This is a genomic window from Mycobacteroides franklinii (assembly GCF_001853795.1).
In the GTDB taxonomy this organism is placed as follows: Bacteria; Actinomycetota; Actinomycetes; order Mycobacteriales; family Mycobacteriaceae; genus Mycobacterium; species Mycobacterium franklinii.
On the sequence record NZ_MLIK01000004.1, the window covers coordinates 877342 to 897504 of the forward strand.

General features: G+C 64.2%; 18 protein-coding genes. 8 read left to right on the plus strand and 10 right to left on the minus strand.

Going from position 1 to position 20163, the window contains the following annotated elements; genetic code table 11:
• Nucleotides 1-119: 119 nt before the first annotated feature.
• From BKG76_RS04830 to sfnG, 6 genes are all read right to left on the minus strand, one after another.
• Nucleotides 120-1973 (minus strand): ABC transporter ATP-binding protein/permease, encoded by a 1854-nt coding sequence (locus BKG76_RS04830; protein ID WP_070936422.1) that lies wholly within the window; start codon nucleotides 1971-1973, stop codon nucleotides 120-122.
• 22 nt (nucleotides 1974-1995) lie between these two features.
• Nucleotides 1996-3576, minus strand: a complete 1581-nt coding sequence (gene purH, locus BKG76_RS04835) for a bifunctional phosphoribosylaminoimidazolecarboxamide formyltransferase/IMP cyclohydrolase (protein WP_109420569.1) — start codon at nucleotides 3574-3576, stop codon at nucleotides 1996-1998.
• Entirely contained in the window at nucleotides 3546-4244 is a 699-nt protein-coding gene (gene purN, locus BKG76_RS04840; protein WP_083337910.1) for a phosphoribosylglycinamide formyltransferase, read from the minus strand. Before purN ends, purH begins: the two co-directional genes overlap by 31 nt.
• On the minus strand, nucleotides 4241-5542 hold the full coding sequence (locus BKG76_RS04845) for a cell division protein PerM (protein ID WP_070936425.1): 1302 nt from the start codon (nucleotides 5540-5542) through the stop codon (nucleotides 4241-4243). Before BKG76_RS04845 ends, purN begins: the two co-directional genes overlap by 4 nt.
• Nucleotides 5543-5568: 26 nt before the next feature.
• Nucleotides 5569-6591 carry a DUF5336 domain-containing protein gene (locus BKG76_RS04850; protein ID WP_070936428.1) on the minus strand — a complete coding sequence of 341 codons (1023 nt, stop codon included), beginning with the start codon at nucleotides 6589-6591 and terminating at the stop codon, nucleotides 5569-5571.
• A 137-nt stretch (nucleotides 6592-6728) separates the two neighbouring features.
• A complete protein-coding gene (sfnG, locus tag BKG76_RS04855; protein ID WP_070936430.1) occupies nucleotides 6729-7850 on the minus strand; it encodes a dimethylsulfone monooxygenase SfnG in 1122 nt (373 codons plus the stop codon).
• A gap of 118 nt (nucleotides 7851-7968) precedes the next feature.
• On the opposite strand from sfnG, the gene BKG76_RS04860 reads away from it, so the two are divergent.
• On the plus strand, nucleotides 7969-8817 hold the full coding sequence (locus tag BKG76_RS04860) for an LLM class F420-dependent oxidoreductase (RefSeq protein WP_070936431.1): 849 nt from the start codon (nucleotides 7969-7971) through the stop codon (nucleotides 8815-8817).
• Here BKG76_RS04860 and BKG76_RS04865 read toward each other — a convergent pair.
• A complete protein-coding gene (locus BKG76_RS04865) occupies nucleotides 8814-9416 on the minus strand; it encodes a hypothetical protein (protein WP_070936433.1) in 603 nt (200 codons plus the stop codon). The genes BKG76_RS04860 and BKG76_RS04865 overlap by 4 nt on opposite strands.
• A 170-nt stretch (nucleotides 9417-9586) precedes the next feature.
• Here BKG76_RS04865 and BKG76_RS04870 point away from each other — a divergent pair, with 170 nt between their 5' ends.
• Complete coding sequence (locus BKG76_RS04870; protein WP_070936435.1) at nucleotides 9587-10117, plus strand: STM3941 family protein; 531 nt, start codon at nucleotides 9587-9589, stop codon at nucleotides 10115-10117.
• 141 nt (nucleotides 10118-10258) lie between these two features.
• Here the strand turns inward: BKG76_RS04870 and sucD are convergent, their stop codons facing one another.
• Together sucD and sucC are read right to left on the minus strand one after the other, a co-directional pair.
• On the minus strand, nucleotides 10259-11161 hold the full coding sequence (gene sucD / locus BKG76_RS04875) for a succinate--CoA ligase subunit alpha (RefSeq protein WP_070936437.1): 903 nt from the start codon (nucleotides 11159-11161) through the stop codon (nucleotides 10259-10261).
• Between the two features lie 14 nt (nucleotides 11162-11175).
• Entirely contained in the window at nucleotides 11176-12339 is a 1164-nt protein-coding gene (gene sucC, locus BKG76_RS04880; protein ID WP_070936439.1) for an ADP-forming succinate--CoA ligase subunit beta, read from the minus strand.
• Between the two features lie 422 nt (nucleotides 12340-12761).
• On the opposite strand from sucC, the gene BKG76_RS04885 reads away from it, so the two are divergent.
• The 5 genes from BKG76_RS04885 (at nucleotide 12762) to BKG76_RS04905 (ending at nucleotide 17133) form a co-directional block, all read left to right on the plus strand.
• Nucleotides 12762-13808, plus strand: coding sequence for a M23 family metallopeptidase (locus BKG76_RS04885; RefSeq protein WP_070936441.1), 1047 nt, complete (start codon nucleotides 12762-12764; stop codon nucleotides 13806-13808).
• Nucleotides 13809-14070: 262 nt separating this feature from the next.
• On the plus strand, nucleotides 14071-14661 hold the full coding sequence (locus BKG76_RS04890) for a TetR/AcrR family transcriptional regulator (RefSeq protein WP_070936443.1): 591 nt from the start codon (nucleotides 14071-14073) through the stop codon (nucleotides 14659-14661).
• A 99-nt stretch (nucleotides 14662-14760) separates the two neighbouring features.
• A complete protein-coding gene (locus tag BKG76_RS04895) occupies nucleotides 14761-15471 on the plus strand; it encodes a cysteine hydrolase (RefSeq protein ID WP_070936446.1) in 711 nt (236 codons plus the stop codon).
• A gap of 61 nt (nucleotides 15472-15532) precedes the next feature.
• Nucleotides 15533-16480 (plus strand): aldo/keto reductase, encoded by a 948-nt coding sequence (locus tag BKG76_RS04900; protein WP_070936879.1) that lies wholly within the window; start codon nucleotides 15533-15535, stop codon nucleotides 16478-16480.
• 14 nt (nucleotides 16481-16494) lie between these two features.
• Entirely contained in the window at nucleotides 16495-17133 is a 639-nt protein-coding gene (locus BKG76_RS04905; protein ID WP_070936448.1) for an FMN-dependent NADH-azoreductase, read from the plus strand.
• A 6-nt stretch (nucleotides 17134-17139) separates the two neighbouring features.
• Here BKG76_RS04905 and pcrA read toward each other — a convergent pair whose 3' ends face one another.
• Nucleotides 17140-19488: a DNA helicase PcrA gene (gene pcrA / locus BKG76_RS04910; protein WP_207543746.1), complete on the minus strand. Its 2349-nt coding sequence runs from the start codon at nucleotides 19486-19488 to the stop codon at nucleotides 17140-17142.
• A 340-nt stretch (nucleotides 19489-19828) separates the two neighbouring features.
• On the opposite strand from pcrA, the gene BKG76_RS04915 reads away from it, so the two are divergent.
• A complete protein-coding gene (locus tag BKG76_RS04915; RefSeq protein WP_070936451.1) occupies nucleotides 19829-20119 on the plus strand; it encodes a chorismate mutase in 291 nt (96 codons plus the stop codon).
• Nucleotides 20120-20163 lie beyond the last annotated feature (44 nt).

Sequence of the window (20163 nt, forward strand, 5' to 3'; positions counted from 1 at the left end):
ACACCGCGGGGACATCCGTCGCGTGGAGCCACCGCGGCCGACATACGCCCAGCCCGCGGGCGCCGTCACTAGATCAGTCGCACGGGCGTAGCCAAAAGTTCCCGCGGCATCTGCCCCCGTCAACCGGGAAGCGCGACGAGCTCCCAGTCGCCGTTCCCGGTCAACTCCAACCGTGACTGGTGGTGGCGGTCGATCGTCGACCGATGGCCCACGCTGACCACGACGCATTCGGGTAGCCGTTCGCGCACCAGCGCGTACATCGCGTCCTCGAGCCCCTCGTCCAGAGCCGAGGTGGACTCGTCGAGGAACACCACCTTCGGCCGCACCAACAGCACCCGCACGAAGGACACCCGCTGCTGCTCCCCCAGTGAGAGCACGGCGGCCCAATCGGCCTCCTCGTCCAGCCGGTCGGTGAGATGCCCCAGAGCTACGTCACGCAGCGCCCCCCTCAGCTCCTCATCCGAAACTTCCTCCACCGGCAGCGGATACACGACGGTCTCACGCAGGTTGCCCAGCGGCAGATAGGGCAGCTGGGGCAGGAACAGGGTGGCCCACCCATCAGGCCGGGCCACCAACCCCGAGGTCTGCGGCCACAACTGCGCCAGGCTGCGCAGCAGGGTGGTCTTCCCGCATCCCGAAGGACCCTTCACCACAACGCTGCCACCCGCGGTCAGCGTCAGATTCAGGTCGGCGATCATGTCGCGCCCCCGCAGGTCCAGAACCTGTACGTCGGAGAGAGTCAGGGCGTTGTCTGCATCGGCCACGTCGATGCGCGGCAACTCCCGTGCGCGATGGTCGCTGTCCAACATCTGGTCGATACGCAACAGCGCGGCCCGGTACACGGTGAACTCGTCATAGGCATCCCTGAAGAAGGACATTGCGCCACAAACATTTCCGAATGCCGCCACCGTCTGCAACAGATCACCCACCTTGATCTGCCCCGCGAAGAATCGAGGCGCTTGCACCGCGTAGGGAATCATCCCGGTGGTCACATCGCCGACGCCCCGGTTCCACCCGTTGAGCCGCAGCTGCGCGAAGACAATTCGCCACATGTTCGCGATGATCTCGTTGAAACGCGAATGCAGCAGCCGGCGTTCGCGCTCGCCGCCGCGGTAGAACGCCACCCGCTCGGCACTATCGCGCAGCCGCACCAGCGCATAGCGGAAACTCGCGCTGAATCGCTCGTTCAAGAAGTTCAACCGGACCAGCGGGCGCCCGATCCAGAACGCGATCACGGTCACCGCGATCGAGAAGACGAACGCGATGAACACCATGGCCCGCGGAATCTCGAAGTTCCCCACCAGCAGCGGCCCGGACAGCTGCCACAGCACCCCGGTGAACATGACGATCAGCAGCGTCTTGTTCACCGCACCGAGCGTCAGGTCCACCGACTTCGTGGTGTGCGTCTCGATATCGATCTGGATACGCTGGTCGGGGTTCTCTACCGGGGTATCGAGAAATCGGTTGCGGTAGAAGGCATCCTTGCTCATCCAGTCGTCGACGAGACGCGTGTTGAGCCATACCCGCCATCTGATGGCGAAGACTCGCCGCAGGAACAGATCCACCACCGTGTACGTCACGGTCAGGACTACCAGCACCCCGCTGATCGCAAACGAGGTGAAGAAGGCCTGACGCGCATCGGCTAGCAGCGCGGAATCATGCGTGACCAGCGCCTCCGAACCAACCTGCAGCGCATTCATCAGGTCCTTGTACTGGTACGTGAAGATGACCGTCACGCGCGCCATGTACACGGTGTGCCACATCATGAACGCCAACAGCGCCCAGGTGCGCCAGGTCTCGCGTCCCCAGAAGAAGGGAGCGTTGACCCGCCAGAACTGTTGTCCCCATTGGGTGAAGCGGGCGATGACGAAAGCCACCACAAGGAAGACCACCATGGTGATCACCCAGGCCTGCAGCGTCCACACCAGCGAGCGCAATGGCTCGCCCGGCCAATCCAAACTGGGCTGAACCATTGGCTCCCCTATTTATTGCGCCCTAGTGGGCAAAGTGGCGTGCTCCGGTGGTGTACAAAGTGATTCCCGCGGCCTTGGCGGCATCGGTCACCAACTCATCGCGCATCGAACCGCCCGGGTGAACAATCGCGCGCACCCCGGCCTGTGTCAGCACCTCCAGGCCGTCGGGGAACGGGAAGAACGCATCCGAGGCCGCTACCGCACCGGTAACCCGATCCCCACCGCGAGACACCGCCAGCCGTGCCGCATCGACCCGGTTGACCTGTCCCATGCCCACGCCGATGGTGGCGCCGCCGGTGGCGATGACGATCGCGTTGGACTTGACTGCCCGTCCCACTTTCCAGGCGAACACCAAGTCCGCCAAGGTATCCGCATCAGCAGCGGTACCCGCCACCAGCGTCCAGTTGGCCGGATTGTCGCCCTCTGCGTGGAGGGCATCGCGCTCCTGCACCAGGAGACCACCGCTGATCTGACGCCACTCGGTGCATCCGGATTGCGGCTCGGCCGCGCGCAGCAGCCGCACGTTCTTCTTGCGGCTGAGCACCTCGACAGCACCGTCTGCGTATCCCGGGGCGACGATCACCTCGGTGAAGATGTCGGCGACCCGCTCGGCCATCTCCACGCTCACCTCACGGTTGACGGCGATCACACCACCGAACGCACTCAACGGATCACACTCGTGGGCCTTGAGGTGCGCATCGGCAATCGAGATATCCGACACCGCGATACCGCACGGGTTGGCGTGCTTGATGATGGCCGCGCACGCCTTGTCCTGGTCCCACGCGGCGCGCCACGCGGCGTCGGCGTCCGTGTAGTTGTTGTACGACATCTCTTTTCCGTGCAACTGCTCGGCCTGCGCCAGGCCGTGGCCCGTCGCACCGACGTACAGCGCCGCCTGCTGGTGCGGGTTCTCGCCGTAGCGCAGCACCGCCGCGCGATTCCACGTCCCGCCGATCCACGAGGGCAGCGCCGCATCCTCGGGTTCCGCGACACCGGACAACCAACCGGCGACGGCCACGTCGTATTCGGCGGTGTGCCGGAATGCCTTGGCTGCCAGTACCTTCCGTGCCTCCAGGGTGAATCCCCCGGCGCCGACGGCGGTCAGCACCTCACCGTATGACGCGGGGTCGACGACAACTGCCACGCTCGGATGGTTCTTGGCCGCAGCGCGCACCATGGAGGGTCCGCCGATGTCGATCTGTTCGACGCATTCGTCCTCGGAGGCACCCGAAGCCACCGTCGCAGCGAACGGGTAGAGGTTGACCACCACCAGCTCGAAGCCCTTGACGCCCAACTCCTCGAGTTGGGTGAGGTGCTCCTCGCGGCGGGTATCGGCCAACACGCCGGCGTGCACGTGTGGGTGCAAGGTCTTTACCCGACCGTCCAGCACCTCCGGAAACCCGGTGACCTCTTCCACCGGTGTCACCGGAATTGAGGCAGCTGCAATAGTTTTCGCGGTGGATCCGGTGGATACCAGTTCCACACCCGCGGCGTGGAGCCCGCTGGCGAGCTCCTCCAGTCCGGTCTTGTCGTAGACGCTGATCAATGCCCGACGTACGGGTCGCTGCGTACTCACTTGATGGAGGCCCTTCTTCCGTTCCATGTCAAACCTCTGGTGGCGACCGCGGCCAGCACATCTACCAGCAGCGTCCGTTCCACCACCTTGATGCGTTCATGCAGGCTCGCCTCGTCATCATCCTCGTGCACGGGGACGGGCTGCTGAGCGAGAATCGGCCCGGTATCCATCCCGGCATCGACCAGATGCACGGTGCAACCGGTGACCTTGACCCCGTGGGCCAATGCCTCGGGCACGGCGTGCGCGCCGGGAAAAGATGGCAGTAGCGCGGGGTGGGTATTGATCACCCGGCCCAGGAACTGCGAAAGAAACTGTGGTCCAAGTATCTTCATGAATCCGGCAGACACCACGAGGTCCGGCCGGTGCACGGCGGTCGCCTCGGTGATCGCGGCGTCCCATTGTTCGCGGGACTCGTAATCTGCAAGTCGCGCCGTATAGCTGGGGAGCTGGGCGCCGGTGGCGATGTCGAGGGCGGCGCATTCCCGGTCGGTGCCCACCGCGACGATCCGCGCGGGAAAATCGCCCGTGGCCGCGTCAAGAAGCGAACGCAGCAGGGTGCCGGTACCGGAAGCCAGAACCACGACCCGCGCAGGGGCAGATGGCGCGATCTCGACCGACTGACCGGGCGTCGATGAGCCACTCGCGCGAAGAGGATCGGGTTCCGACACGCCGCTGAGCGTAGCCGGGCTGGTCACTTGGTTGTTTCCGGAGGGTCGCTGGGCTCGGAATCCAATTCCGGCTCCGGCTCGATCTCGGACTCCGGCGCCGGTTCTGGTTCTGGTTCTGGTTGGGACTCTGGATCTGGTTCGGGCTCTGGTTCCATCTCCGGTTCGGGCTCTGGTGCGGACCGCGCCCTGGCGGGCAACCGGGTCGCCCCGCCCAGCATGAACACCGTCAACAGGCCGATGACCAAGAACCAGAAGAACACTCCGGGGCCGAACGTGCCCTGATCGATCCCCAGCCGCCCGAAGTTCCCCAACTGTCCGCCGGCGAGCTTTCCGAGAATCGCCAGGAAGGTTGCCGCGAGCAGCGCCGCCGTCACCACCTTGTGGATCGCGGTGGGCCACGGCGCCGGTCGGCGTGCGCACTGTTGGCCAACGGCCACCCCGGATACCGCACCGATGATCATCAGCGCCACCCAGGCCGGACCAAGCGGTGGCGTGGGGACCGACGCCAGGATCGGTACCGCCGGCAGCTGGCCGCCGAACACCGCAAACGCGCTGAAGGTCGCGGTGCCCACGTGTGCGCTGGATCCGACCGCCAGCGCACAGGACCCGAGAATCACGTTGGGCGCGTACAGGATCGCCAGCAGCGTCAGGCTCAACTGGCCCACGAAATCGTTGGTGACCGAGTACAGCTGATCCATCGTCGCCCAGTGCACCACCAGCGACCCGGCCGTAACAGCTGCCGACAGCCCGAACAGTGCAAGCACGCCCGCGACGGCGCCGCGGGCGGCCTCCATCGGCCAGGCCGGCAGCTGCAGCACGAGCGCAAGCCGCTTGCCGACTCGCGTCACGACGCCGGCAATCGCCCCCGCCGAGTGCACGCCGAGGACGGAACCGAAGGCGCGCAAGGCGTTCGGTGATTGCAGCTGCGTCAGCACCGTCGACGCGTCGTGGATGATCGCCAACGATATCGCCGTCATGAGCAAGGGGCCGGCGAGCGCCGAGGCGATCACCCACCGAATCACGTACCAGGACGCGGTCGGGGCGATGGTCGAGGCCACGGTCCGCGCGACTCCCCACACCATCGCCGCGGTCGGCAATAACGGCAGCACCTCGATGACTCGCCCACCGATGGAGATCGGTACCAGGTGCGTGCCCAGCCACATGCTGGCCACCGCACCGAACGTCCCGGTCATATCGCTGTTGGCGATCACCAACTGCACCAAGACGATTGCCGCAATGATGACCAACGCAACTGCTGACGGGCCGAAGGCAACCGTCAGCAGTGCGCGAGCCTGTGCGGGATTGGCGCGCGAGGTTTGATTCACGCGCCGATCACGGCAGTAAACACCGTCTAGTTAGAGGGACGTGAGGTGCCGAACAGGTCGTCACCGCTGGCAGGAGCGGAACCGCCACCGGCACCCGTGCCGCCCTGCTGCTCACCACCGGCAGCCTGACCGCTGGTTCCACCGAAGGTGGGGTACTGCTGGGTCGGCTGCGAAGAGGCGGCCTGCTGGGCCGGCTGTGCGGACGGAGGCGTGAAGCCCGTGCTGCTGAATCCCTGCGGCGGGGTCGGGGGCGCCGACTGCGGCGGCTGCTGCTGGCCGTAGCCACCGTACGACGGCGGGGCAGTGGGAGCCGCCTGCTGCTGGCCGTAGCCGGGAGCTGCCTGAGCGCCGGCCTGGCCGTAGCCCTGGGCGGCCGGCTGCTGGCCGTAGCCGGGCTGCTGGCCGTAACCCTGCGCCTGACCGTAACCCTGCGGCTGACCCTGCTTGGGCTGCTGCGGCTGCTGCTGTGCCGGGGTGTAGTAGCTCTGCTGCGGCTGGTACTGGTTGCCAAACGGGTTGGTCGCCGGCGAAACAGCCTTGGCCTTGATGACGCCGACCTCGCTGAGCAAGGAGTACACCGACACCGCGGCCTGCAGGCCGGACACCACGGCGAGTGTGATCAGGCCCCACCCGATGCCGACCTCACCGACGGCAGCCGCGAACGGGTTGCCGAACAGTCCGCCGAGCACAAAGAGGAACCCGACGATCGACAGGATCGCGACGGGAGCCTGCTTGTCGTCCTTGCCGGACAGCAGTGAGACACCCGCGGTCAGACCGGCGATCAGCAGGGCGAACTGAGCGAAGCCGAAGACCGGAGACAGAGCCAGAAGGTCGAACCCGCCGAAGCTGCCCGACGTCCCAGAGCTGGCCTTTCCGGTGTAGAACGGCCCAAAGCCGGCGATGAAGCCGATCAGGCTCAGCACCAAGACACCACCGGGCAGGTAAACCCCCAGCGCGCCGGTGTTGGGCTCGGCCGCAAAAGACGGGGTGCCGTACGGGTTGGACGGCTGCGCGGGCTGGTATCCGGGCCCACCGGTCGAATACGTCATTACATCTCCTACGTCACGGTTTCGGTCGTGGTCTCGGGGTAGATCGCCTCCACGCTACTGCACGTCCATCCCCGCAGGGGCGGAGACAAGCCGAAGACAAGCCGCGGCCAGGCCAGAGGCTGCCGAGGCAGCATCGGTTAGCTCAAAACCGGTACTCGGTATTCGCTGAGCGTTTCCTGAGAGTCGGCGGCCTCGATCTCGCGGACCAGTGGCAGCACCTTCGCACCGAAGTATTCGATCTCCTCCTGGAAGTGCAGGAAGCCACCCAGGATCAGGTCCACTCCCCTGCGCCGGTATGCGGCGATCCGCTCGGCGATCTGCTCGGGAGTGCCGATGAGCTGGGTGCGGAATCCGTCGTTGTATTGGACAAGGTCTTCGAACGACGAATCCGCCCACATTCCCTTCTTGTCGCCGGTAGCCGAACCCGCCTGCTGCACGGCCGAGCGGAAGCCTTCGACGGCGGGACGATTGGCCTTCGCGACGATTTCCCGCAGCACCTCACGCGCTTCGGCTTCGGTGTCCCTGGCGATGATGAAACCGTTGAGCCCGATGCTGACCTCGCGGTCCACGGTCCGCGCATGGTCCCGGACCTCCACGATCTGGTCGGTGATACCGGTGAAGTCCTTACCGTTGGAGAAGTACCAGTCGGAGTAGAGGCCTCCGTTGCGCCGGGCCGCTGTGGAGTTGCCGCCCTGAAACAACTCGGGCGTGTGAATGGGCTTCGGTTTCAACGTGAAGTCGTGGATGCGGTAGAAGTCGCCCCGGAAATCGACGTCGTCCTCGGTCCAGATCTTGCGCAGTACCTGGAGGAATTCGGCGCTGCGCCGGTACCGCTCGTCATGCTCCAGCCAGGGTTCGCCCAGGTGTGTGAATTCGTCCTTGAACCATCCGGAGACCACGTTGACGGCGAACCGGCCGCCCGAGAGTTGGTCAGCGGTGGCACCCAGCTTGGCGAGCACACCCGGCTGCCAAAGCCCGGGATGGACGGCGGCGATCACCTTGAGCCGCTCGGTGGCCAGTAACAACGCCAGCGAAAAGCTGGTGGATTCGTGCTGGTATTCGGCACCGTAACTCGCCTCGTAGCGCACTTGGGTGAGCGCGTATTCGAAGCCGTTGTTCTCGGCCGTGCGCGCCAGGGTGACGTTGTAGTCGTAGCCCCAGTCCGTGCGCTGCTCGATGGTGCTGGTAACCAGCCCGCCACTGACGTTGGGGACCCAGTAGGCGAATTTGACGTGGTCGGCGATCCGTTCGGTCGTCATAGGGGTATGCAAACAGCGAACCCTCAGGACGGTCATCCGTCTGACTCACCGTGATCCGTTTCCCGCGAGATATGGCCCCACTCTCGACAACAAAACTGGAACACGTTCTAATTGGTGAATGGACTACGGGCTCGTTCTGTTCACCAGTGACCGCGGCATCTCGCCGGCCATCGCCGCCAAGGCCGCCGAGGACGGCGGGTTCAGCACCTTCTACGTTCCCGAACACACACATATCCCGATCAAGCGCGAGGCCGCCCACCCCGGCACCGGCGGAGCCGAACTGCCCGACGACCGCTACATGCGCACCCTGGATCCCTGGGTCTCGCTCGGCGCCGCGTGCGCAGTGACCTCAAAGATCCGACTGGCCACCGCGGTCGCGATCCCCGTCGAGCACGATCCCATCACGCTCGCCAAATCGATTGCGACCCTTGACCATATGAGTGGCGGCCGGGTCACCGTGGGCGTCGGGTACGGCTGGAACACCGACGAGCTGGCCGACCACAACGTTCCCGCGGGCCGCCGTCGCACCATGCTGCGCGAGTACATCGAGGCGATGCGCCAGCTCTGGGAAAACGAAGAGGCCAGCTACTCGGGTGAATTCGTCAACTTCGGCCCCAGCTGGGCCTGGCCCAAGACGGTGCAGAAGCACGTCCCGGTGATCGTGGGCGCGGGCGGCACCGAGAAGAACTTCAGATGGATCGCCAAGAACGCCGACGGCTGGATGTCCACCCCACGCGATGAGGACATCACCGGAAAGATTGTGGCGCTCAAGGAAGAATGGAAGACGGCCGGGCGCGACGGCGACCCGCTGATCTATGTGCTGGCGGGCAAGCCCGACCCCGAGCAGCTGGCCACCTGGCGCGAGCTGGGTGTCACCGAGGCAATCTTCGGGATGCCGGACCGCTCCGAAGAAGAGGTGCGGGCGTACATCGAGCGGTTGTCCGGAAAACTCGCCGCGTTCGCCTAGCGCACCGAGAACGGCGGCAGCGCGGCGAACTTCTGCCCCACCCTGATGGTCGGTGTCACCCCGGCCACCCACCGGCGCAGCCGTGTCAGCGGATGGTCGGAAAAGCGTTCATCCCAGCGAATTTCATCGGCGATGTTGTAGGGAATGCCCGGTTCGAGGTCGGGCGCGTAGGGGTGCGGAGGCCACATCCGCGACGACGGCTCACCGGCCGCCAGCAGCTCCTGCAACACGATGGCCTCTCGGACCCCGGTCACCGGCCCCTCGGCGAAGGCCCCGCAGACCATCGCGTAGGAGTTCGCGCGCGGCACGACGATCGAGGCCATGAAGGTGAGCCCCTGCGGGGCATCAGCTTTGGGAACCTTGACCACATACAGCAGACCGGGTAACGAGTCGACGCCGACGATGAACGCCTCGACAACGCCAGCGCGCCTGTGGAGCACGGTCTCTACGAGCTCGCGACGCACCGCGCCCACGTCGTGCAGCGACACCGCCAGGTAAGCACCACGAGAATGCGAAACCCAGAACTGATCACCGGTCGCCGGGTCGTACCAGCCGTCTTCGCTCGGCACCAGCCCGGACGTGTCGAACGAGAGATCCACGAATCGAGAAGGTAGCCGTCCGAAAGCGGTTCGCAAACCCCATCATCCGATTGTTCATGCATAGGTAACGCAATCTCACTGAGAGAAAACAGATATCGACTGCCAGTAGATTTCGTGGACGCATCGGATGCGCTATCTGGCGAATCGCGAGAACCTCATATCATTTGCTCATGGAGGAACTAGCGGGGAACAGTAGTACCGGCGATGAGCTGATCATCGCCCTGAGCAAGGGCCGTCTGAGCCTGATCGCTCTCGGCGCCATCGCCTTTGTTGTCTTGTGCGCCTGGGTGGTGACCGCCGACGATGTCAGTATCGTTCGCCGCGCACTCGCGGGCATCGGCATCCCGTTCTTCGGGCTGTGTGCGCTGTGGGGATTACGAAAACTCTTCGACACCCGACCAGGGCTCATCCTGAGCAGCAACGGATTTGTCGACAATGCCAGCGCCCTCGCCGCGGGATTCGTCCCATGGACCGATGTGACCGGCACCCACGTCGTGGAGATCAAGAGGCAGCGGATCCTGATGGTCACCGTGAAAAACCCCGAGCACTACATCGCGCGGGGTGGCCCGGTGACACGACTTCTGAACCGCGGCAACATGCGCATGGCAGGCAGCCCCATCGCGATATCGGCGAATTCGCTCAAGATTGGCTTCGACGATCTGCTCGCAGCGTTTGAGGCGAATCGCAGCAGGTTCGGCTAGCCGGCCAGGGCCCACACGTCGAGCGTGAAGCTACGGCAGAATTTCGACCCGATTTCCGCGGTAACTTCACACTCGACGAACTGCGAAACAACAAGGGCCCCAACCGGAAAACCGGTCGGGGCCCTTGCGCAGGAATACTTGTTACAGGCTCTGCAGGATCTCGCGTGCCAGCTTGGCGGTCTCGGACGGCGTCTTGCCGACCTTCACACCGGCGGCCTCGAGGGCCTCCTTCTTGGCCTGGGCGGTACCCGAGCTGCCGGACACGATGGCACCGGCGTGGCCCATGGTCTTGCCCTCGGGGGCGGTGAAGCCCGCGACGTAGCCCACGACGGGCTTGGACACGTTGGCCTTGATGTAGTCGGCCGCACGCTCCTCGGCGTCGCCACCGATCTCACCGATCATGACGATGATCTTGGTCTCCGGGTCCTTCTCGAACGCCTCGATGGCGTCGATGTGGGTGGTGCCGATGACCGGGTCGCCGCCGATGCCGATGGCGGTCGAGAAACCGAAATCGCGCAGCTCGTACATCATCTGGTAGGTCAGGGTGCCGGACTTGGACACCAAGCCGACCGGACCGGTGCCGGTGATGTTGTTGGGCGTGATACCCACCAGGGCTTCACCGGGGGTGATGATGCCGGGGCAGTTCGGTCCGATGATGCGGGTCTTGTTGCCCTTCTCGACGTTGTAGGCCCATGCATACGCGCTGTCCTGCACCGGGATTCCCTCGGTGATGACAACCAGCAACGGGATCTCGGCGTCGATGGCCTCGATGATCGCGTCCTTGGAGAAGGCGGGCGGCACGAAAGCGATCGACACGTCGGCGCCGGTCTCCTTGATGGCCTCGGCGACACTGCCGAACACCGGCAGCTCGACGTCGTTGCCCTCGGAGTCCTTGTGCGACACGGTGGTTCCGGCCTTGCGGGCGTTGACGCCGCCGACGACCTGGGTACCGGCCTTGAGCATCAGTGCGGTGTGCTTGGTGCCCTCACCGCCGGTGATGCCCTGGACGATGACCTTCGAATCCTTGTTCAGAAAGATAGACATTGATTCAAGCTCCCTTACTTGCTCGCCAGCTCGGCGGCCTTGTCGGCGCCGGCGTCCATGGTCTCGGCCTGGATGACCAGCGGATGGTTGAACTCGGCCAGGATCGCTCGTCCCTCGTCGACCTTGTTGCCGTCGAGACGAACCACCAGCGGCTTGCTGGCGGTGTCACCGAGGGTCTTCAGGGCGCCGACGATGCCGTTGGCCACTGCGTCGCACGCGGTGATGCCACCGAACACGTTCACGAAGACGCTCTTGACCTGTGAGTCGCCCAGGATCACGTCGAGGCCGGCGGCCATCACCTCGGCCGAGGCGCCACCACCGATGTCCAGGAAGTTGGCGGGCTTCACGCCGTTGTGGTTCTCGCCGGCGTACGCGACGACGTCCAGGGTGGACATGACCAGGCCCGCGCCGTTACCGATGATGCCGACCTGACCGTCGAGCTTGACGTAGTTGAGGTCGTGCTCCTTGGCCTTGAGCTCGAGCGGATCGGTCGCGTCCTTGTCCTCGAACTCGGCGTGGCCGGGCTGACGGAAGTCGGCGTTGCCGTCCAGGGTCACCTTGCCGTCGAGGGCCAGGATCTGGTTGTCGGGGGTACGCACCAGCGGGTTGACCTCCACCAGGGTGGCGTCCTCACCGACGAACACCTCCCACAGCTTCTGGATGGTGACAGCGGCAGAGTCCAGGACCTCGGCGGGCAGCTTGCCCTTCTCGGCGATCTCACGAGCCAGGGCCAGGTCGACACCCTTGACGGCATCGACGGGCACCTTGGCCAGCGCGTCCGGGTTCTCCTCGGCCGTTACCTCGATCTCCACGCCGCCCTCGACCGAGCACATGGCCAGGTAGGTGCGGTTGGCGCGATCCAGCAGGAAGGAGATGTAGTACTCCTCAGCGATATCGCTGGCTTCGGCGACGAGGATCTTCTTGACGATGTGGCCCTTGATGTCCAGGCCCAGGATGTTCTGTGCGTGAGTAAATGCGTCATCGGGGGTGGCGGCGTACTTCACACCACCGGCCTTGCCACGTCCACCGACCTTGACCTGCGCCTTGATCATCACCGGCTTGCCGATTTCCTCGGCAATCGCCTTCGCGTCCTCGGCGGTGGTGGTAACCCGGCCCGGCGTCGTCGGCACGTTGTGCTTAGCGAACAGCTCCTTGGCCTGGTACTCGAAAAGATCCATCTAGCTAGCCCATCTTCCTCATCGAACGTCGGGTCGGCACTATTGCACTAGGGACTGTAGCCAAGGCCATAGCGAGGCCCCTCACTACTTCTGAGTAAGTGGCCGATTTCACCACCTGATCAGTCACAAAATTCACCGACTGGCCATCCGCCGGTAGGACTCGAACACGTCTGCAACCGGTTTCAGTTCGGTCACGAGGGCTCGCCATACGGCTGTGATCTGTGGTGAGGTAGCCCCGGCGAGATTCGGCAACGACGCCCGGGCCTGGGAGCCCTATCAGCGACTTCGTGATGCAAGTCACATTTATATGCGTATCCACGCATTGAGTTGCGACTCCCATCGCCCAACCGTTACCTTCTCTTGGGTTAGATCACGTTTTGGTCACGTCAGGTCGTGACGTCGAACGGAAGACTGGCAGGGTTTTGACACAGCATCGAGCGATACGCACGCGTGGTGGTCGGGGCGCGGAACTAAGCGAGAACGAGATCACCAACATCGTGCCGATCGACGAGTTCGGCCTGGGTGACGCGCTGGACCGCCCCGAACTTGAGGATTACGACGTCTACGAGGAAGCCCCGGAAGAGGGCCCCGAGACCGAGCACCAGACTGCTCTCGACCAGATCGAGCAGGACTGGGTAGAAGACACCGACGAAGCAGACCGGATCCGCGCCTCCATCGAGGCCACTGCGGACTGGTTCGCCGCCTCTGCTGCACGCACCAGAGACCCTCGTGACACCCCCACCGACAAGCTGCCCCGGATCAGCAGCGGAGGCGTGCACCGCCGCCGCGAGATCGGCCAGGTAGGCAAGACACGACTGGCCCTGGCCGCCATGGCCGCAGGCGCTGCCGCCGCAGCCGGATACAGCGCGTTGAGCGAGCACGATGCCGCGACGGCTGCCGATCACCACAGCCTCGCGCTGGGTAGCTCCGCGACGGTGATGGCCACCCACGGCCCGCAGTTGGTGTCCGCCCCGCTGGCGACCGATACCTCGGTCACCGATGAGCAGCTGGCGAAGGCCACCGCATTCGCGACCGAGCGCGCAGACCGCGAAAAGCGTCTGCTGGCTCCGCGCTTCGTGATGCCCACCAACGGCACCTTCACCTCCGGCTTCGGCTACCGCTGGGGCGCCCTGCACGGCGGCATCGACATCGCCAACAGCATCGGCACTCCGATCGTGGCCGCCGCCGACGGCGTCGTCATCGCCACGGGCCCGACTGCCGGTTACGGCGCGTGGGTGAAGATCCGTCACTCGGACGGCACCGTGACTCTGTACGGCCACATCAACACGTGGGAAGTTTCCGTGGGTCAGCGTGTGATGGCCGGTGACCGCATCGCCACCATCGGCAACCGTGGTAACTCCACCGGTCCGCACCTGCATTTCGAGGTGCTGCTGGGCGGTTCGCAGCGCATCGACCCGCAGGGCTGGCTGGCCAACAAGGGCCTCACCTTCACCCGCTTCGGCGACTGACACCGCAAGGAAACGTGCGGCGTTCCGAAACGCGCCATCTCTCCAACCTTCTCAGCGCGGTCGTTTGTGGGATCAATTCGGCAAGCACCGCAGCCGCCGATCGACATAATTTCTCGCATCGGACCAGCCGGTTTCCCATCGGGTTCACCGGTACCCTGCCCCAGCCTTGGCGGAGCTTCGAAGCACGGTGACGTCGGCGGCCTCAATCCGCCGAGGATGGAAGCCAAATAAAGATAGCCGACCGGTCAGCTAAGATTGTGGCATGCCACGTCCAGCGAACCCGGACGTCCGCCGTCGACTACTCGCGGCGGGCCTCGACCTGGTGCACGCGCACGGTTTTTCCGCCAGCGGAGTCAAGGACATCACCGACGCCGCGGGTGTGCCGAAGGGGTCTTTCTACGCGTATTTCGCCAGTAAAGAAGTGTTCGCCGCAGCGGTCCTCGAGCACTACTGGTCCGATATCGAGGCGAGAATTCTGCCGCTGCTGGACTCCGGCGGGCCGGCGCAAGACCGCATCACGAGCTTCTTTCACGCACTTGCCGACGAGCACGAATCCGCCGACTTCCTGCTCGGATGTCTGGTCGGAAACATGTCTTTAGAGCTCGGCGGCTCCAGTGAACCCGTCCGCGTCGAATTGACCCGCATCCTGGACCGCTGGGATGGGGCGCTGGCCGATTGTGTGCGATCGGGCCAGGCAGAGTCTGACGGTATCGGTATTGGCCGCGGTTCGGCAGAGCTGGCATCGGTGCTGATCGAGGCCTGGGAGGGTGCCGCCCTGCGAGGCAAGGTGACCCGCAGCCGCGCGCCATACGACCGGTTCGAGGCGGTCACGCTTCCGGCTTTACTGCGCTGATCTGGGCCTTCAGGTGAATAGGTTGACAGCTCTTGATTTATAGACGACTGGTCATCTATCTTTATCTAGTCAGCATCCACCGACCGCAAGGGCCCTGCCATGACAGACCAGACCAGCCTCAGCTCGTCGCTCCCCAGCTCCGGGTTCGCGCTCGACACGTCCCGCACCGCGCTCGTCATCACCGATCCGCAAATCGATTTCCTCAGCCCCGATGGGGTGTCGTGGTCCGTATTCGGCCGGAGCGTCGAGGAGAACAACACAGTCGCGCACATCGGCCAGCTACTCGATGCCGCCAAGCTAGCCGGGATCACGGTGGCGGTGTCGCCGCACTACTTCTATCCGACCGACAAGCAGTGGAGGTTCGGCGACCCGCTCGAACAGTTCATGGGCGGCGTCGGCATGTTCTCCCGCACCGGGGCCTACACCATGAACGGCTTCGCCGACTCTGGCGCAGACTTCCTACCTGCATATCGCCACCACATCCACGACGGGTCCACCGTCATCACCTCGCCCCACAAGATCGTCGGGCCGGAGTCGAATGACCTTGTGCTGCAGCTGCGTAAGCGCGGCGTGAGCCAAGTGGTACTGGCCGGGATGGCCGCAAACCTCTGCGTGGAGGGCCATCTGCGCGAATTGGTCGAGCAGGGCTTCGAAGTAGCCGTCGTAAAAGACGCGACGGCGGGTCCGCGGTTGGCCGAAGGCGACGGTTATCTCGCCGCCCTGGTGAACTTCCAATACCTCGCCAGTGCGGTGTGGACCACCGTGGAAGCAGTCGCCTTCCTCGAGGAGAGTGCCGACATCAGCCAGTGAAATGCGAAAAAACAATCCCCCCAAACACTTCCACCACCTACGCGCCAAGGAGACCAAGACCATGACACTCAACGAGGATTTACGCCAGCGCCGATTCCTGCTGAACAACGGAAGCGCCGCTATCCCGGCTCTCGGGTTCGGAACCTCACTATCCGACAACACCAAGACCGAAGCTGCGGTCAAGGCTGCGGTCGAGGCCGGATTCCGCCATCTCGACGCCGCCGAGCGCTATCGCAATGAAGCCCAGGTCGGCGCCGCGCTCAAGGATTTGTTCGCCCACGGGACCGTCCGCCGCGAGGACTTATTCGTGACCACCAAACTGTGGAACAACAACCACCGCCCCGAACGGGTCAAGCCTGCCCTACAAGCCAGCCTGCGCCGGCTGGGATTGGACACACTCGACCTGTACCTGGTGCACACCCCGTTCGCATTCCTGCCCGGCGACGACCAAGATCCCCGCGATGCCCATGGTGACGTCATCTATGACGAGGGAGTCACCCTGACTGAAACCTGGTCCGCGATGGAGAACCTCGTCGATGAAGGACTTGTCGGCGCGATTGGCCTCTCCGATATCGGCGTCGAAAAAGCCAGGGAGGTTATGGAATTTGCGCGCATCAAGCCGGCCGTTGTCGAGGTGGAGTCGCACCCGTATCACCCGCAGTGGAAGCTGCATGAACTGTGCCAGAAGCACGGGGCTGTTCTCCTGGCCTTCGCGTCCCTCGGACATGCACTGGAACCGCGACTGCTCGATGACCCTCTCATCGTGTCCATAGCGCGGGAGTTGGGCATTGCCCCGGCTCAGGTGTTGTTGGCTTGGGGGATACAGCGCGGCAGCGCGGTTCTCACAGCATCGGTCACACCGTCGCGGATCGCCGAAAACTTCAATGTCACAGCGCTTCCCGAGAGCGCGATCGAGGAGATAAACCAACAACTGCAAACCCGCATCCGGTTCAACTCCGTTGTCGACGGCGGGCAACCCGGATTCTCCGAAGTTCCTTCGGACCGCTGAAAGGGAGTTCAATCATGACAAAGTTGCTCTACATCCAAGCGTCGCCACGCAAGAGCGATTCCAAGTCACTGCAGCTGGCGGCCGTCTATCTGGACGCACTCCGAGCCACGAATCCCGACCTCGATATCGACGTACTTGACCTGTGGGACACGGAACTTCCCGCCTTCGACGGCGACAAGGCTGCCGCAAAAATGAATGTCATCACCGGAGCAGCGCAAAACGCCGCTGGACAGACAGCGTGGGATGAGATCGTCACGATCACAAAGCGATTCATCTCTGCCGATCGGTATCTCATCGCATCACCGATGTGGAATTCCGGAATCCCGTACCGGCTCAAGCATTACATCGATCTGGTTCATCAACCGGGGATGTTGTGGCGCCTGGATCCTGAAACCGGCTACGAAGGATTGCTCGAGGGCAAGCAGGCGACCTTGGCGCTGACCTCGGGCGTCTACGCGCAGGGCGTCGCCGAGCCCGCATTTGGCGTCGACCATCATGCGGCGTACCTACGTATGTGGCTCAATCAAGCAGGGATACAGCGCATCGACGAGCTACGATTCCAGCCCTCGATGCTTACCGATGATCCGGCCGGTGATCTGCGGAAGGTGCTCAGCGAAGCCACGCATCTCGCGGCAGCACACGGGCGGATCTGAGCAGCCTCAGAGCTTTTGCACGGGCGCGAAGTTGTGCATCAACTTCACCCGTCCGTCACTGCCGAAGTCGATGAGCGATGTGGCGCTCTCGCCGACACCGGTGACCTCCATGACCTTGCCCAGCCCGTATTTGTCGTGGCTCACCCGATCGCCGGGCTCCAGCACCAGCAGCGGTTTGGTGCGCTTCTTCGCGGACGGCACAGCGGCACCACCGCCAAATCTCCCGCGTGATCCGCCGGACCCATAGCCCCCGCCGCCGTAACTTCCGGCACCCGACGCAATCCGGCCGGGCAACGGGTCGGTGCGGCGCCAATCGATGAGCTCTTGCGGAATCTCTTGCAGGAAGCGTGATTCGGGGTTCATCATGGGCTGGCCCCACGACGAACGCACCTTGGCCCGGCTCAGGTACAGCCGCTGACGTGCCCGGGTGATCCCGACGTACGCCAACCGCCGTTCCTCGGCCAGCTCCACCGGATCGCCCAGCGCCCGCATATGCGGGAACATGCCGTCTTCCCATCCCGTCACGAACACCACCGGGAACTCGAGGCCCTTGGCGGTATGCAGCGTCATCATCGTGACCACACCGGCGGAGGACTCGGGCAGCTCATCGGCATCGGCGACGAGCGACACCCGCTCCAGGAAAGCCTCCAGGCTGCCCGGGGGTGCGCCGACATCCTCATCGTCGACCGGAAGATCTTCGCCGGCCGCCTGTGCGTTGACCGCGTCGGCACTGAATTCATTTGCGACGCTGACTAATTCATTGAGGTTATCGAGCCGTGCCAGCTCCTGTGGATCGCTGCTGTTCTCCAGCTCGTATCGATACCCGGTGTGGTTCAGCACGGCATCCACCACGTCACCGATATCGGGTAGCGCCCCCGGATCGGTACGCAGCGTGACTCGGATCTGGTCGAGCAACTCCATGAATGCGGCAATTGCCTTCTCGGAGCGAGAGTTCAGCATGGCGACCTTGCCCGCGGCGGCATCCGCGAGCGCCTCCCCGAAACCGATGCCCTTGGACTCGGCGTGCACGGCCACACATGCCTCGGCCCGGTCACCGATCCCCCGGCGAGGCGTATTGAGAATCCGGCGCAGGCTCACGGCATCACCCGGGTTCGTCAGCACCCGCAGGTAGGCGACGATGTCGCGAATTTCCTTGCGCTCGTAAAACCGCACTCCCCCAACAACTTTGTAGGGGATGCCGGTTCGGATGAAGATTTCTTCCAACGACCGGGAATTGTTGTTGGTGCGGTAGAACACCGCGACGTCACCGTAGTTGGCATCCCCACGATCGAAGAGCCCGTCGATCTCCCGCGCGATGAAGGACGCCTCGTCGTGTTCGTTGTCCGCGACATAGCCGACAATCAGCTCGCCCTCGCCGGAATCGGTCCACAGCCGTTTTTCCCGGCGGTTCGCGTTCTTGGCGATCACGGAGTTGGCGGCACTCAGAATGTTCTGCGTGGACCGGTAATTCTGCTCCAGCAAAATGGTTTTCGCGTTCGGATAGTCGCGCTCGAACTCCTCGATATTGCGGATGGTGGCGCCGCGGAACGCGTAGATGGACTGGTCGGCGTCGCCCACCACGCACAGCTCCGCGGGTTCGGGACCGTCGGGATCGACCGCTCGGTCCACATGGGCACCCGCCAGCTCACGGACCAATACGTATTGGGCGTGGTTGGTGTCCTGGTACTCGTCGACCAGGATGTGCCGGAACTTGCGGCGGTAGAACTGCGCGATCTGCGGGAACTGCTGCAGCACCGCCACGGTCTCGCCGATCAGGTCGTCGAAGTCCAAGGCATTGGCCGCACGCAAGCGCCGCTGGTACTCGCCGTACACATCGGCCACGATGCGGCGCAGCTCACCAGCGTCATCGTCAGCGGTCAGGTTGGCCACGGCCTGCTCGGGAGAGATCAGCTCGTTCTTCAGGTTGGAGATCGCGGTGGCCAGTAGCCGTGGCGAGTAGCGCTTGATGTCCAGGCTCATATCGCGCCCGATCATCTGCAGCAGCCGCCGGGAATCATCGGAGTCGTAGATCGAGAAGTTGGAGTTCAGCCCGGGCAGCAGCGAGGCCTGGTTACGCAGGATGCGCACGCAGCTGGAGTGGAACGTCGACACCCACATGGACTGCACCCGGTTGGCCACGATCTGCCCGACGCGCTCGCGCATCTCGGCCGCCGCCTTGTTGGTGAAGGTGATGGCCAAGATCTGACCCGGGCTGACGTCCCGCTCGGCCAGCAGGTAGGCGATGCGGCGGGTCAACACCGCCGTCTTCCCGGATCCGGCACCGGCAACGATGAGCAGCGGTGACCCCTGGTGGGCGACGGCGGCCCGCTGCTGCGGGTTCAGGCCGTCGAGCAACGCGTCGCTGGAGGAACTCGAGTCGCTGGGCATATCAAAAAGTGCTGGTTCGGAAAGATTCGCCATGACCGATCTAACTTACCGCTGACGAGGGACAACCTCGGCTTGATGCTCTTCAGGTCAGCATTCGTCGCATGTCGGCTACACTCTTCGGTGTGCTTGACCACCAGCAGCGATTTTTTTACGGGTACCGGACTCCGGTGCCCGTGGTCTAGCCGATTCACGAGCCCCGCAGTCCGCTACCGGACTACGGGGCTCATCTCTTGTGAGGCCGAATTCCGGGGTGGCATGCGGGGCGACCGCTCCAAGAGAAAGTGTTGAGAAAGAAATGACTACCCACATGACCGAGAAGGCCAGCCAGAACGACGCTGCGAAGGCCGCCGATATCGCTCCCGATATCGACGAGCTACGCAAGGAGATCGACCGCCTCGACGCGGAGATCTTGGCCGCCATCAAGCGCCGCACCGAGGTATCTCGCGAGATCGGCAAGGCACGGATGGCCTCGGGCGGACCGCGCCTGGTGCACAGCCGCGAGATGAAAGTGCTCGAACGCTTCAGTGAGCTCGGCCAGGAAGGCCATACTCTCGCCATGTTGCTGCTGCGCCTGGGGCGCGGCAGATTGGGACACTGATCCGGCCGAGTCCCGGCGGGGATCGGCGATGAGGGAGGGATTCG

What these genes read in the sequence shown, in the direction of transcription:
- BKG76_RS04890 (WP_070936443.1), top strand. Translation starts at nt 14,071, where the DNA reads ATGCCACGTCCAGCGAACCCGGACGTCCGCCGTCGACTACTCGCGGCG.
- BKG76_RS04850 (WP_070936428.1), bottom strand. Translation starts at nt 6,591, where the DNA reads ATGACGTATTCGACCGGTGGGCCCGGATACCAGCCCGCGCAGCCGTCC.
- BKG76_RS04905 (WP_070936448.1), top strand. Translation starts at nt 16,495, where the DNA reads ATGACAAAGTTGCTCTACATCCAAGCGTCGCCACGCAAGAGCGATTCC.
- sfnG (WP_070936430.1), bottom strand. Translation starts at nt 7,850, where the DNA reads ATGACGACCGAACGGATCGCCGACCACGTCAAATTCGCCTACTGGGTC.
- BKG76_RS04860 (WP_070936431.1), top strand. Translation starts at nt 7,969, where the DNA reads ATGGACTACGGGCTCGTTCTGTTCACCAGTGACCGCGGCATCTCGCCG.
- sucC (WP_070936439.1), bottom strand. Translation starts at nt 12,339, where the DNA reads ATGGATCTTTTCGAGTACCAGGCCAAGGAGCTGTTCGCTAAGCACAAC.
- BKG76_RS04915 (WP_070936451.1), top strand. Translation starts at nt 19,829, where the DNA reads ATGACCGAGAAGGCCAGCCAGAACGACGCTGCGAAGGCCGCCGATATC.
- BKG76_RS04900 (WP_070936879.1), top strand. Translation starts at nt 15,533, where the DNA reads ATGACACTCAACGAGGATTTACGCCAGCGCCGATTCCTGCTGAACAAC.
- BKG76_RS04830 (WP_070936422.1), bottom strand. Translation starts at nt 1,973, where the DNA reads ATGGTTCAGCCCAGTTTGGATTGGCCGGGCGAGCCATTGCGCTCGCTG.
- BKG76_RS04870 (WP_070936435.1), top strand. Translation starts at nt 9,587, where the DNA reads ATGGAGGAACTAGCGGGGAACAGTAGTACCGGCGATGAGCTGATCATC.
- sucD (WP_070936437.1), bottom strand. Translation starts at nt 11,161, where the DNA reads ATGTCTATCTTTCTGAACAAGGATTCGAAGGTCATCGTCCAGGGCATC.
- purH (WP_109420569.1), bottom strand. Translation starts at nt 3,576, where the DNA reads ATGGAACGGAAGAAGGGCCTCCATCAAGTGAGTACGCAGCGACCCGTA.
- BKG76_RS04895 (WP_070936446.1), top strand. Translation starts at nt 14,761, where the DNA reads ATGACAGACCAGACCAGCCTCAGCTCGTCGCTCCCCAGCTCCGGGTTC.